General features: G+C 67.1%; 13 protein-coding genes. 9 read left to right on the forward strand and 4 right to left on the reverse strand.

Features of this window, described 5'->3' with window-relative positions:
* Positions 1-52 precede the first annotated feature (52 nt).
* From CYU59_RS22765 to ribD, 5 genes are all read left to right on the forward strand, one after another.
* A complete protein-coding gene (locus CYU59_RS22765; protein WP_293003035.1) occupies positions 53-760 on the forward strand; it encodes an LpqN/LpqT family lipoprotein in 708 nt (235 codons plus the stop codon).
* 72 nt (positions 761-832) lie between these two features.
* A complete protein-coding gene (fmt, locus tag CYU59_RS22770; protein ID WP_293003037.1) occupies positions 833-1,774 on the forward strand; it encodes a methionyl-tRNA formyltransferase in 942 nt (313 codons plus the stop codon).
* A complete protein-coding gene (locus tag CYU59_RS22775; protein ID WP_293003039.1) occupies positions 1,771-3,246 on the forward strand; it encodes an RsmB/NOP family class I SAM-dependent RNA methyltransferase in 1,476 nt (491 codons plus the stop codon). The genes fmt and CYU59_RS22775 overlap by 4 nt, the downstream gene beginning before the upstream one ends.
* A gap of 4 nt (positions 3,247-3,250) precedes the next feature.
* Positions 3,251-3,949 (forward strand): ribulose-phosphate 3-epimerase, encoded by a 699-nt coding sequence (gene rpe / locus CYU59_RS22780; RefSeq protein ID WP_293003041.1) that lies wholly within the window; start codon positions 3,251-3,253, stop codon positions 3,947-3,949.
* Positions 3,946-4,962 (forward strand): bifunctional diaminohydroxyphosphoribosylaminopyrimidine deaminase/5-amino-6-(5-phosphoribosylamino)uracil reductase RibD, encoded by a 1,017-nt coding sequence (gene ribD / locus CYU59_RS22785; RefSeq protein WP_293003043.1) that lies wholly within the window; start codon positions 3,946-3,948, stop codon positions 4,960-4,962. Before rpe ends, ribD begins: the two co-directional genes overlap by 4 nt.
* Positions 4,963-5,004: 42 nt before the next feature.
* Here ribD and CYU59_RS22790 read toward each other — a convergent pair whose 3' ends face one another.
* Positions 5,005-5,625 (reverse strand): hypothetical protein, encoded by a 621-nt coding sequence (locus CYU59_RS22790; RefSeq protein ID WP_293003045.1) that lies wholly within the window; start codon positions 5,623-5,625, stop codon positions 5,005-5,007.
* 221 nt (positions 5,626-5,846) lie between these two features.
* On the opposite strand from CYU59_RS22790, the gene CYU59_RS22795 reads away from it, so the two are divergent.
* The 4 genes from CYU59_RS22795 to CYU59_RS22810 all read left to right on the forward strand — a co-directional run bounded on the left by CYU59_RS22795 (position 5,847) and on the right by CYU59_RS22810 (position 8,365).
* Positions 5,847-6,380, forward strand: a complete 534-nt coding sequence (locus CYU59_RS22795; RefSeq protein ID WP_293003081.1) for a DUF4333 domain-containing protein — start codon at positions 5,847-5,849, stop codon at positions 6,378-6,380.
* A gap of 91 nt (positions 6,381-6,471) precedes the next feature.
* On the forward strand, positions 6,472-7,827 hold the full coding sequence (locus CYU59_RS22800) for a neutral zinc metallopeptidase (RefSeq protein ID WP_293003047.1): 1,356 nt from the start codon (positions 6,472-6,474) through the stop codon (positions 7,825-7,827).
* 2 nt (positions 7,828-7,829) lie between these two features.
* Positions 7,830-8,042 (forward strand): hypothetical protein, encoded by a 213-nt coding sequence (locus CYU59_RS22805; protein ID WP_293003049.1) that lies wholly within the window; start codon positions 7,830-7,832, stop codon positions 8,040-8,042.
* Positions 8,039-8,365: a TM2 domain-containing protein gene (locus CYU59_RS22810; protein ID WP_293003051.1), complete on the forward strand. Its 327-nt coding sequence runs from the start codon at positions 8,039-8,041 to the stop codon at positions 8,363-8,365. Before CYU59_RS22805 ends, CYU59_RS22810 begins: the two co-directional genes overlap by 4 nt.
* Before the next feature lie 7 nt (positions 8,366-8,372).
* Here CYU59_RS22810 and CYU59_RS22815 read toward each other — a convergent pair whose 3' ends face one another.
* The 3 genes from CYU59_RS22815 to CYU59_RS22825 all read right to left on the reverse strand — a co-directional run bounded on the left by CYU59_RS22815 (position 8,373) and on the right by CYU59_RS22825 (position 12,764).
* Positions 8,373-9,203 carry a hypothetical protein gene (locus CYU59_RS22815; RefSeq protein ID WP_293003053.1) on the reverse strand — a complete coding sequence of 277 codons (831 nt, stop codon included), beginning with the start codon at positions 9,201-9,203 and terminating at the stop codon, positions 8,373-8,375.
* An 83-nt stretch (positions 9,204-9,286) separates the two neighbouring features.
* On the reverse strand, positions 9,287-9,652 hold the full coding sequence (locus CYU59_RS22820; RefSeq protein ID WP_293003055.1) for a hypothetical protein: 366 nt from the start codon (positions 9,650-9,652) through the stop codon (positions 9,287-9,289).
* A 10-nt stretch (positions 9,653-9,662) separates the two neighbouring features.
* Positions 9,663-12,764, reverse strand: a complete 3,102-nt coding sequence (locus CYU59_RS22825; RefSeq protein ID WP_293003057.1) for an AfsR/SARP family transcriptional regulator — start codon at positions 12,762-12,764, stop codon at positions 9,663-9,665.
* Between the last annotated feature and the right edge of the window lie 500 nt (positions 12,765-13,264).

Consider the following 13,264-nt stretch of genomic DNA (forward strand, 5'->3'; position numbering starts at 1 on the left):
CAAGGCGAGCGGGCTATGCTTCGGCCAATCGTCCACCGACAGGAGCAGTTCAATGAAGCGGACAGCAGTCAGCGCGGCGGCCATCGCCATCGTCGCCACCTCGATCACCGCGGCCGGATGCAGTTCCCAGCCCAGCGAAAACCACAACGCGTCGAGCAACACACCGACCGCATCCGCGGCGACGTCGGCCCCGGCGAAGCCGCAGGCGAAGGTGGCGCCGCGGCTCATCGCCGAGGGTCCCAACCCAAGCATCGCCAGCTATCTCAGGGACAGTCACATCAACGCGACGCCCGTCCACAAGGGCGACCCCGGCGCGCCGACCATCAACTTCCCGCTCCCGGACGGATGGGCCGACGCCGGCCCCGACACCCCACCCACGGCCTACTGGGCCATCATCGACAAAGGGCCGGAATCGGCCAAGTACAGCCCGAGCATCGTCGCGACGGTGTCCAAACTCGAAGGCGACGTGGACCCGCAGAAGCTGATCGAGCTCGCGGGCGGTGCCACGAAGAACCTGCCCGGGTTCAAGCCGATGGGTGACGGCAACGAGGACAACCTCGGCGGATTTCCCGCCTTCCAGTTGGGCGGCACCTGGACCCAGGACGGTCAGGAGCGGGCGGTGGCGGACAAGGTCGTCGTGATCAACGGCAACGACAACATCTATCTGTTGGAACTCAACGCCGACTGCCTGCCGGACCAGGTTCCGCAGGCGCTCCCGGCGACCGTCACGATCGACGAGAAGACCACGATCACCAACTAGGCCGCCCCGCGCAGACACGGAACGGCGCGGCTGGGCGGGGAAGCGGACTCAACGGCTTCCTACACTGATGCGGTGCGTCTCGTCTTTGCCGGAACTCCTGAACCCGCGCTGCCTGCGTTGCAGAGTCTGCTCGACTCGTCACGCCACGAGGTGGTCGCGGTGCTGACCCGGCCGGATGCCGCCTCGGGCCGGCATGGCAAGCCGAAGCCCTCACCCGTGGCCCGGCTCGCCATGGACCACGGCGTTCCGATACTGCGCCCGCAGCGGCCGAACTCGGCAGAGTTCGTCGCCGAGCTGACCGAGCTGGAGCCGGATTGCTGCCCGGTGGTCGCCTTCGGCGCGCTGCTGCGTGACGAGCTGCTGGCGGTACCGCCGCGCGGCTGGGTGAACCTGCACTTCTCATTGCTGCCGGCCTGGCGCGGGGCGGCTCCGGTGCAGGCGGCCATCGCGGCGGGTGACACCGTCACCGGCGCCACCACCTTCCAGATCGAAGCCGGTCTGGATTCCGGGCCGGTCTACGGCGTGGTCACCGAGTCGGTGCGCCCGATCGACACCGCCGCGGATCTCCTTGACCGGCTGGCGATTTCGGGGGCAGCGTTGTTGTCCGCCACCCTCGACGGCATTGCCGACGGGACGCTGACCCCGGTGCCGCAGTCCGCCGAAGGCGTCAGCGTCGCACCGAAGATCACCGTCGAGCAGGCTCAGGTGCGCTGGGACCTGCCGGCCGAGGTCGTCGATCGGCGCATCCGCGCCGTCACACCCAACCCCGGGGCGTGGACCCTGATCGGTGACCTGCGGGTGAAACTCGGGCCGGTGTACCTCGACACCGACGAGCACAGCTTGCCGAAACCATTGACGCCCGGTGAGATTCACGTCGACAGGCGCAGCGTGCGGGTCGGCACCGCGTCGCAGGCGGTGCGGTTGGGCCAGGTGCAGGCGCCGGGTAAGAAGCTGATGAACGCCGTCGACTGGGCCCGTGGAGCGCGCCTCGACGCCGGGGTGCGCGCATCGTGAGCCCACCGCCGGACAAGTCACGCGGCCACCGGCCGCCGGCCCGCACCCCGCAACGCTCGGCACGTCCGCCGCGGCGCAAGCCGTTGGACCCGGCGCGGCGCGCCGCCTTCGACGTCCTGCAGGCGGTTCGCGAACGCGACGCCTACCCCAACCTGTTGTTGCCGGTTCTGTTGCGCGAGCGCGGGATCAGCGGCCGGGACGCCGCTTTCGCCACCGAGCTGACCTACGGCAGCAGCCGCGTGCGGGGGCTGCTGGACGCTGTCATCGGGGCGGCGGCCAACCGGTCACCGGACAGCATCGATCCGGTGCTGCTGGATCTGCTGAGGCTCGGCACCTATCAGTTGCTGCGGACCCGGGTGGACGCTCACGCCGCGGTCTCCACCACCGTCGAACACGCTGCCATCGAATTCGACTCGGCGCGAGCGGGTTTCGTCAACGGTGTGCTGCGCACCATCAGCACCCGCGACGAGCAGTCGTGGCTCGACGAGCTCGCACCCGCCAAGTCCGCCGACCCGATCGGTAACGCCGCGTTCGTGCACGCCCACCCACGGTGGATCGCGCAGTCTTTCGTCGACGCGCTGGGCGGCGCCGCCGGCGAGCTCGCGGCGGCGCTGCAGGCCGACGATGCGCGCCCACAGGTACATCTGGCTGCCCGGCCCGGAGTGTTGACCGCCGAGGATCTCGCCCTGGCGGTCGACGGCACCGTCGGCCGGTATTCGCCGTACGCGGTATATCTGCCCGCCGGCGACCCCGCGGACGTCGCAGCGGTCCGCGACGGCGAGGCGCTGGTCCAGGACGAGGGCAGTCAATTGGTCGCGCGCGCACTCACTTTGGCGCCGGTGGCCGACGATGCGGGCCGTTGGTTGGACCTGTGCTCGGGCCCGGGCGGCAAGACCGCGTTGCTGGCCGCCCTGGCCGCCGGGTCGGGTGCCCGGGTCACCGCGGTCGAGCCCGCCGAGCACCGGGCCGACCTCGTCGTCCAGAACACCGCCGGCCTGCCGGTCGACGTGTTGCGGGTCGACGGGCGCAGCAGCGGCCTCGAACCGGGATTCGACCGGGTGCTGGTCGACGTGCCTTGCACCGGGCTGGGCGCGCTACGGCGTCGCCCGGATGCCCGCTGGCGGCGGCAGCCCGCGGATGTGCCGGCGCTGACCAAGCTGCAACGCGAACTGCTCGCGGCCGCGATCGTGCTGACCCGGCCCGGCGGGGTGGTGCTGTACGCCACCTGCTCGCCACACCTGGCCGAGACGGTCGGAGTCGTCGGCGACGCGCTACGGCGACATCCGGTGTCCGCGTTGGACACCCGGCCGCTGTTCGACCCGGTGCCCGATCTGGGAGCGGGACCCTACGTTCAGCTGTGGCCGCACCGCCACGGCACCGACGCGATGTTCGCTGCGGCCCTGCGCAAGTCCGACGGGCCGGCGCCTTCGCGTGGCGCGCGGCGCGCATCATCGCCCAACGTCGACGCTTAGTAAGGTGACGAACATGTCAGGCAAGACCGACCGGCCGCTGATCGCGCCCTCGATACTGGCCGCCGATTTCGCCCGGCTCGCCGACGCCGCCGCCGACGTCGAGGGCGCGGACTGGCTGCACGTCGACGTCATGGACGCACACTTCGTGCCGAATCTCACGCTCGGACTGCCGGTGGTGGAAAGCCTGCTGGCCGCCAGTGACATTCCGATGGACTGCCACCTGATGATCGAGGACCCGGACCGGTGGGCGCCGCCATACGCCGAAGCCGGTGCCTACAACGTCACGTTCCACGCGGAGGCCACCGAGAATCCGGTGGGCGTGGCGCGCGACATCCGCGCCGCAGGCGCCAAAGCGGGGCTGAGCATCAAGCCCGGCACCCCGCTCGACCCATACCTGGACATCCTCAAGGACTTCGACACCTTCCTGGTGATGTCGGTCGAACCCGGTTTCGGCGGCCAGAAATTCATTCCTGAGGTGTTGAGCAAGGTGCGCGCGGTGCGCAAGCTGGTCGACTCCGGCGAATTGAGGATCCTGGTCGAGATCGACGGCGGCATCAACGCCGACACGATCGAGCAGGCCGCCGAGGCCGGTGTCGACTGCTTCGTCGCGGGGTCGGCGGTGTACGGCGCCGACGACCCGGCCGCCGCGGTCCAGGCACTGCGGCGCCAGGCCGGTGCCGTGTCACCGCATCTGCGTCAATGACTGGCGCGACGCTCACCTACGACGCCGCCATGCAATTGGCCGTCGAGCAGGCGGATCTCGTCAAAGGCAAGACGTACCCCAACCCACCGGTCGGCGCCGTCATCCTGGACCGGGACGGCCGGGTCGTCGGTGTCGGCGGCACGCAACGGACGGGCGGCGCTCACGCCGAAGTGATGGCACTGCGTCGGGCGGGCCGGCTGGCGAGCGGCGGGACGGCGGTGGTCACGCTGGAACCCTGCAATCACCACGGCAAGACTCCGCCCTGTGTCGACGCGCTGATCGAGGCGGGCATCGCGTCGGTGATCTACGCGGTCAGCGACCCCAATCCGGCCGCGGCCGGGGGAGCGGCGCGGCTGGCCTCAGCCGGCATCGGTGTCGTCGGCGACGTGCAGACCGATCTGGTGACCGCCGGACCGCTGCGAGAATGGCTGCACAAGCAACGCACCGGCCTGCCGCACGTGACGTGGAAGTACGCCGCCAGCATCGACGGTCGCAGTGCGGCCGCGGACGGCTCGAGTCAGTGGATCACCAGCGAAGCCGCTCGCGCCGACGTGCACGTGCGGCGCGCCAGCGCCGACGCGATCGTGGTGGGAACCGGCACGGTGCTCGCCGACAACCCGACCCTGACCGCCCGCCTGCCCGACGGCAGTCTCCGGGACCGTCAGCCGATGCGCGTCGTGGTCGGGATGCGCGACATCCCTTCGGAGTCAAAGGTTCTCAACGACGACTCGCGCACGATGGTGATTCGGACCCATGAGCCGGCGGAGGTGCTCCGAGCCTTGTCCGATCGCACCGACGTGTTTCTCGAAGGTGGCCCCACCCTGGCCGGCGCGTTTCTGCGGGCCGGGGCGATCGACCGCATTCTGGCCTACGTCGCGCCGATTCTGCTCGGCGGACCGATCACCGCGGTCGACGACGTCGGGGTGCCGAGCCTCACCCGGGCCTTGCGCTGGCGCTACGACGGCATCGAGCGGGTGGGCCCGGACGTGGTGTTGAGCTTGGTGCCGCGATAGGCGCAAGCGCCGTCCCGGAATCGCGGCACCAAGCTGGTCTGATCAGCCTGCGAGGCCGCTCTTGATAGCGGCGTCCTGCTTCTGGCCGATGTCGGTGGCAAACGCGGGTGGTACCGGGTCGTCCGGCTTGCCGTCGAACTCGAGCGTCACAAACGCTTTGCCCTCGGTGAAGAGCAACACCGTCACCGACTTCGAGCCGTCCGGCGAGGGGCCCTGCACGATCGTTCCGCCCTCACCGACCGCGGCGGGCTGCGGGTCCCCGGTCACGTTGCTGCCGACAGCCGACTTCGCGCCCTCCAGCGCCGCGGCCGCGCCGGCCGCGTCCGGCAGGATCAGGATCGTGTCACCGATCTCACGGGTGTCGGCCTGATTGCTGAAAACCCCAGCGACACCGGCTTTTCCGTTCGGGTTCTCGGTCGGCGGCGTGAGCGTGAAGGTGTCCCCGGGCAGCGCGATCTCGTCAGGCTTGATCAACAGCTTGGCGTAACCACCCGACGCGGTGTCCGACGAACTCGGTTCGGAGCTGGCAGAGCTTTTCGCGGTGGCCGATGCCGAGGACGACGTCGAAGCCGGCTTGTCCGACTTGCTGCAGCCGGTCGTCGACAGACCCACCAGCACGGTGGCTGCCGTCAGGCCCGCTACCGCTATCACCGGGGTTTTCATCAATGCGCTCCTTCGTCGGTTCGCCCGCCCGCTCCGCAATTGACTGGAGAGCGATTCCGGGGTTGTTGGCACCGTAGCTGACGCATAGCTGTCGGTGACGATGAATATCGGGTTTTGGTTGCTCTAGTTAACCCAGAATTTACGTTTATTGCAACCCGGCAGGTTCCTTTAGCGTGCAATACTTCGCCGATTCATCTTCTTCAGATGCCCGAAAGGCGGACATGGCTCACTCGGTTTCAAAGACTCTATTTGTCGCTGGTGCAATTGCGGGCACCCTGATCGGCGTCTCGGCCTGCTCGAGCGGTCCGAAGATGGTGAGCAAGGACGACGTCGCCAAGCAGATCACCGCCAAGATGACCGACGCGTCCGGCAACAAGCCCGATTCGGTCTCGTGCCCCGACGGGCTGAAAGGCCAGGTCGGGGCCCAGCTGAACTGCGCGATGAAGATCAAGGGCCAGGATTACAACGTCAACGTGACGGCTACCAGCGTAAAGGGCGATGACGTCGAGTTCGACATGGTCGAGACCGTGGACAAAGACCTGGTCGCGAGCAAGGTCAGCGAGCAGCTCACGGAGAAGGTCGGACAAAAGCCGGACTCCGTCACCTGTCCCGACAACCTGAAGGGGACTCCGGGCTCGACGCTGCGTTGCGAGCTCAAGGACGGCAGCGAAACCTACGGCCTGACGGTGACCGTCACCGATGTCGACGCCGGCGACGTGCACTTCGATTTCAAGGTCGACGATCACGCAAAGTAATGACGCAAACGGTTTCCAATCAATTTCCAAACATCGGTGCGTAATATCTCCGCGCCATATGTAGAAAATGGTAGCTATAGAAGGGCGGCTGATGCCAGTAAACAATTGGTATTCACGGTTCGCGGTATTTGCTGCAGCGGTAGTCCTGGCGTGTAGTGGCTGCAGTTCGACGAAATCGTCGGCGCCGGCACCCACCGCAGCCAACGCCGCCGATTCGGTGCAGATCCACGGTGATGCCTCCAACCCGGTGAACAAGATCGTCATCAAGGCGATCGCCGACCTGCAGCACTACTGGGGCGGTGAATTCCCCAAGCTCTATGGTCACGACTACACGCCGGTGAAGGGCGGCTTCTACGCGGTCACGCCGTCATCCGGCCACTTCGCACCGTGCGCGACGGCGGCCGCAGACATCTCCGGCAACGCTTTCTACTGCTCCAAGGCCGACGATGTCGCGTGGGACATCGAAGAGTTGCTGCCCAGTCTGCGAAAGCGCTTCGGCGACTTCGTCATTCCGGTGGTGCTGGCTCACGAGTGGGGTCACGCCATCCAGGCGAGGGCCAATTTCCAGGGACCGACAGTGGTCAAGGAGATACAGGCCGACTGCTTCGCGGGAGCATGGGCGGCGCACGCGGCCAAGAGCGACACGTTCAAGCCCAGCGAAGACGACCTGGACAACGCTCTGGCCGGCTTCCTGTTCCTGCGTGACGAGCCGGGTACGGAGAAGCACGACCCGCAGGCGCACGGCAGTGGCTTCGACCGGGTGAACTCGTTCCAAACCGGATTCGACAACGGTCCGGGCGCATGCAAGGGGTACAAAGTCGGCGATCCGCCGGTGGTCGAGATCCCGTTCAACAGCGCGGCGGACGTCCAGAGCGGGGGCAACGCGCCGTACGAGGACATCGTCAAGGGTGTACCTGCTGATCTGGAGGACTACTGGTCGCAGGTCTACCCGAAGTTGGCCGGGGGAGACCCTTGGAAGCCGCTGCAGCCGGTGCGGGCGTTCGATCCGGCTGAGGCGCCCACCTGTGGCGGTCAGCCCACTACCGCCTATGTGCTCTTCTACTGCGTGCCCGAGGATTACGTCGGGTTCGACGCGGTCAAGGCGATGCCCGAGATCTACGACCAGGGCGGCGATTTCGCCGTTGCCACCCTCATCGCGACCCAGTACGGGCTGGCAGTGCTCTCGCGGGGCGGCCAGGACGCGTCCGACAAGACCTCCTCGCTACGCGCCGATTGCATGGCGGGGGCTTGGGCTGCCAGCATCCTGTTGGAGGACCGCCCGGACAGCGCCTTCAAGATGTCGCCCGGTGACCTCGACAAGGGGATCACCGCACTGATCGTCTTTCGCGGTTCCGGTGATGTGGCGCGTCAGGGGCATGGTTCGGTCCGAGTCGACGCCTACCGCGACGGAGTGATGAACGGCGCCAAAGCCTGCGTGACTCGCTGACCGTGTTCACGGTTCTCGGTTTCTCGCTGGGGTTTTTGGCCCTGGGCGCGGTCGCGATGGTGATCAACGTCTTGACGATCATGTTCACCGTCGCGGTCACGGTCTACGCGTCGCTGGCCCTCATCGGGGTGGTGGTGTTCAGCGGCATCGGCATTCGGCGGTCGATCGCCCGCCGCCGCGCCGGGCAGGTCCAGGCGGCTGGGTCGCTGACGTGACGGCACACGAATATCCCTACCCCGCTGAGGATTTCCCGTACCCGCCACCGGTGCATCCACCGCCGCCCGGTTGGCCGTCGGCGGTCGACGCATACGGTCGACCGCTTTCGGACCGAAGCAGGGTGACGGCGGGACTGTTGGGGATCTTCTTCGGGTCCCTCGGGGTGGGCCGCTTCTACCTCGGCTACCTCGGGGTGGGTGTCGCGCAGATCGCCGTGACGTGGTTGACCTGTGGACTCGGTGGGCTGTGGCCGTTGATCGACGCCATCATGATCCTGAACAGGAAAGTGCCCGACGCGCAGGGTCGCATTTTGCGCGATTGAAAAGTGGTTACTCTGCTCCGGCCGCGCTGACCACCGTGATGGGCAATCGCACGGACTCGGTGCCCGGACTGGAGAATCCGGCGTAATACATTGTGACGCCGACGAACCAGCGAAGCGACGAGTTGACGGCACTGGCGGTCGGAGCCGCGTCCGCGGGGAGCGCGATCTGGAACGGCAGTCGCACCGGGGTGCCTTCGCGCAACACCACGTGCTTGCCGAGTTGCACGCTTCGCCCGTTGACGATCTCGTCGAATCCCGGGATGCGGGTGAGTGGATGGGAGTCCCGTTGATACTGCCACTTCACCCGAACATCGCCGACGGGAAGATCGCGGCTCGGGGTGACGACGACCCCTCCGTTGATGATCTCGCCGGCCCGAAACACCCTGCGGGGCAACTCGATGTCGAGCCGGGACGCTGCGCTACCGGTGACCTGCTCGAGCTCCCCGACATCAGTCGACGCGTCGCCGACGCGCGTCGCCACGGTGAACTCGGCCTCTTCGTCGACATCTATGCCGCGGCGCTGCACAATCAGGCGGCACAACCACGTGGCGATCTGGTCGGACGACGCCGGTGCCCACGACGGAATCCGGAATGTAGCCGATCCGTCTGTGAATTCGGAAGTCGGAGTGGCTAATTCGGCGACAAAAATGCCGATCCATTCCTTGGTGTTGCGATCGGTGCCGTAGGTGGTTCCGACGTCCTGGGTCAGCCACATCGTATCGGTCGCAGTCGTTGCCGCGGCGTCCGCGTGCCCGGCCCACCGGTAGCGAAAGTGATTCCGGTAGCCCAGCTCGATACGTGCCGACGTCACGCCGCCGATCGCTTTGGGCGTGGTCACCCGTACGTCAACTGATTGACCCGGCGACACGACCGACGGGGACACGGTCACCTGTGCTCGGGCCGGACGGAGAAGACGTCGCACTATTTCTGTTGGCTCGCTGCGTATTCTTCGGGCCGGTTCTTCTTCATCCAGGCACGAACGGGCCAAAACAGCACCCACAACACGGGATACACGGTGACGTAGAACGCGTAGTGAGCCACTACGGAGGCCAGGATTCCGAAGACCCAAGCCGGGTAGATGAGGATCAGGCAGAACTGCAGGAATTGCTTGATGACGACCGGATAGCCATCGGCCTGCGACCAGACGAAGCGGGGGCTCATCGTCCGCAGAAGCCCACGGACGGTGGAAGTCTGCGCTTCAGCCTCGGCCTGCGCGGGGCTGACGTCTCGTCCCCGCTCGTCGCGGGTGAGCCCGCGCTCGGGCGGGGGCGGTTCGCTGATGCTCATCCGCAAGACGCTAACCAAGAGGAATTGGATCCTGATTGGAGCGCGGCCGCTTGGCTTTGGCAACCGGGATCCGGCGCGTCAGCAGCCGGTCCCACGCGTGCTCGCCGGTGGCATCGCCTACCGCCCGGGCGCGGCCACGCAGTTGTTCGGCATGATCCACGCGGCCGTGGTGGTCTTCGATCTCAGCGAGCAACCCAAGGAAGAACGGCGACATCGCCACCGTGCCATCGCGGGTGTAGTCGTCGAACGCCTCGAACGCCAGCGCGGGATCGCCACCGACCCCCGAAAAGGTCTGCGCCCAAATGCCGATCAAGCGAGCGCAGGCCGCCCACTGGGCTGAGCCGGCGGCAAGCAACTCGTGGTAGACGTCCTCGGCTGCGGCGACGGTGCCGTCGGTGACGCCCAGGATCGCGTCGATCTCGATCGTGACGATGTTGGCTGCGAGCACATCGAAGTGGGACCGGCGACTCTGCGCCAATTCCAGCGCGACCAGGCGTTGGCGGTGCGCGCCGGCGCGGTCCCCCCGCAGCGCCCTGGCCAGCGCCAGCCAGCAGTACACGCGTGGATGGAAGAAGATCAACGGGTCAGCCACGGTCTCCGGCGGGGGGAATCGGGCCATCATGGTTCCGGCGACCGCTTCACCTGCGTCCAGCTCGCCGCGCAGCCAATGCAGCATGACCGCGACGAAGTGACTCGATACTCCGACGTCGGGGTCGCCGGATGCCGCGTATTGTGCAGCCAGCCCGCTGGCCAAAGCCTGCGCTTCGTCGAGACGTCCACGCACGGAGAGCATGTAGCACTGCATGGCGACGGCGCCGTGGTAATGCCTGCCGCTGGCGTGTTCACCGATCTCGAATGCGCGCTGTACGGCGGCTGAGGCGGCTGGGCTGTTCTGGCCGTTGAGAATTGCGCGGGCACCGGCCAGGTGAAGCCAGAGCGTGGCCTGGCGTTGCAGGGGTTCGGGTTTGGGCGGAAGCCGGCGGCACACCTGTATGGCATGGTCGGCGAGATTGGCGACGTCGTCGTAAGCCGATCGGGTGAGGGCCCGTTCTATCGCCGTCTCGTAGATCGCGAGTGCGGTTTCGGGATTGAGTTCGGTACCGGCCCGCCAGGCGTGGTCGGCGACCGAGATGACGTCTTCGTAAGCGGCGGTGGCGATGCCCGCGGCGCTGTTGTCGGCGATGGCCGCGTGGACGGCCGCCTGCTCTGGACCGGGAACCTGGGTCAGCACTGCGTCGTGCAGTAGTCCGTGCCCGAACCGGTAGCAGCCCGGCCGGTCGACCACCTCGTCGAGAAGGCCCGTTTCGTAGGCGGGTCGCAGGCGGGCCTGCACGGTGGACACCGACAGGTCCACGACATCTGCGAGGTCGGCGACGTCGAATTCCGATCCGATCACCGCGGCGGCGGCCAGCGCACGCCTACTGGGCCGGTCGAGGCGGCCCAACCGCTGACCGACCATGCCCGCGACGGCAGCAGACACGTCGTCGGTGCTTCCGTCGGTGGCGTCTTGAAGCCGGTTGTGCGCAACCAACACCGAGACGAGTTCCCGGATGTACAAAGGGTTTCCACCAGTACGGGACCACACGTGCCGCGACACGTCGCCCTCGGCGACGGCTCCGGAGAGCGCATCGACGAGTGCGGCAGCGGCGTCCTGCCCGATGCCCTCGAGATGGGTTGTCCGGACCGCCTCCAACCGGACCAGCCGCTCGAAGCTGGACCTGTTGATGGGACGGCCGCTACCGAAGTACGTCCAGTTTCCGATCACCTGGATCGGAAGGCGCTCGAGTTGTCCGCTCAGGAGAGACAGCGCGTTGACAGATGGCGGATCGGCGAGCTGCAAGTCGTCGAGAATGAGCAGCAGCGGGCGGAGCGCGGCGAGCTCGCACAGCGCGGCCACCACGCCCTCGATCAGCGCGAAACCGGTTGCCGCAGTTCGAACCCCGGGATTGACGGCGTCGCGGTCGGTCCATTCGGGGACCAGCGCGTCGACCACTCCGGGGGCGACGCGACGAACCGCGTTGCGGCCGGGCTGGCCGAGTTGGTCACCGAGTTGGCGCAGCAGCTGTATCCAGGTCCACATCAACGGCAACCGGACACCCGGCGGATGAGCGGCCCATGCCATCGTCATCCCGGACTGTCCGGATTGTGCTGAGATCCTTTGTGCGAGTGCGGTCTTGCCGATCCCGCCTTCGCCGGTGAAGAGGATCGACCCGCCCGATCCGCCGCGGGCCCGACTCAGTGCGGCTGCGACTGTCTCCAGTTCGGATGTCCGCCCCACGAACGGAATCCGTCCGTGCGGCCCGGGACCGAGCGCGCCGGCCGCCGGATCGGCCGGAGATGCGAAGTGCAGGTCGGCAGCCTTGTCGCTGATTTTGCGATAGAGGGTCTGCAGTCCGTCGCCCGGCGTCGTACCGAGTTCACGGTCCAATGTGTCTCGGGCACGGTCGAATGCGCGGACCGAGTCGGAGGCCCGTCCGGCGCGGTAGAGCGCCACCATCAAGTGGCCCCACAGTCGCTCTTCGGTCGGGTCGGCCGCAATCGCAGCTTCGATTTCCGGGACCAGGTCGCCACCGTCACCGGATTGCAGCGCCGCGTCGAACCGGGCTTCGATGGCGGTGTGCCGCAACGAGATATAACGAGTCGCGTCGGCGTGCGCGAAGTCGCGGTGGGTGAACTCGCCGAACGGGTCGCCCTGCCACGAGGTCAGCGCAGTGCTGAGCTTGTCGAACGCCTCCGCGGCAGCTCCGCGCACCAGCGCCGCGCGACCGTCTTTGACGAGTGCCTCGAATCTGTGCAGATCCACCGAATCGCCGTCGAGCAGCGTGAGTTGGTAGCCGTAAGCGCGGGAGGCAAGTCGAGTGGTCGGCGACGCGCCGTCAGCGGACACCGGCAGGATACGACGCAAATTGGTGACGTAGGCCCGCAGCGAGGCCAATGCTTTGGGGGGCGGTTTGTCATCCCACACCGCGTCGATCAACCGGTCGACGCTGACCACTGTCCCGTGGTTGGCCAACAGCATGGCCAGCACGCATCGCTGTTTGGGGCCGCCGAGCGGCACCAGTGCCCCGCCGACGCGGGCCTCGACCGCGCCGGACAGCTGGTATTCGACCATGACCCCACCGCAAGCGAAGATTCTGACCGTTGTTAGCGGTCAAACGATACATGGCGCCAGGTCGGACCGCCTGCTGGTTGCAGCACACCAGTGGTACGGCCTGCGAAAACCCTGTGGATTGCGGAGGCCGTCAGCCATACTGTGACGCCCTCCGAAGGGGCCCTACATCGCGCACATGCGCATCAAGGTCGACGGCGAAAACGTCGGATTAGACATCAGGACCCAGCCCCGCTCGCCGTGGTATCACGTTGACCGGCAAGGGAATTGACATCCCGGTGTCCGAGATCGTCAGCCGTCTGTGAGGCGAAAGGATCTGTGCGAGGCGGGCATTCGCACGTCGTCGTGCGAATGCATTCAGGCGAGGTGGCGTTCTATGCCGCGTCCAACACCGACTGGATCAACACGATCACAGCCCGGGGCTGACGGCTTCGGATTCGAGAGCCTCGGGCTCGTCGGCATGTTGGCCCCTGCCGCCGATCAGCAGGCCCAGCAACGCGCCC

Source organism: Mycobacterium sp., from assembly GCF_002863225.1.
GTDB lineage: Bacteria > Actinomycetota > Actinomycetes > Mycobacteriales > Mycobacteriaceae > Mycobacterium.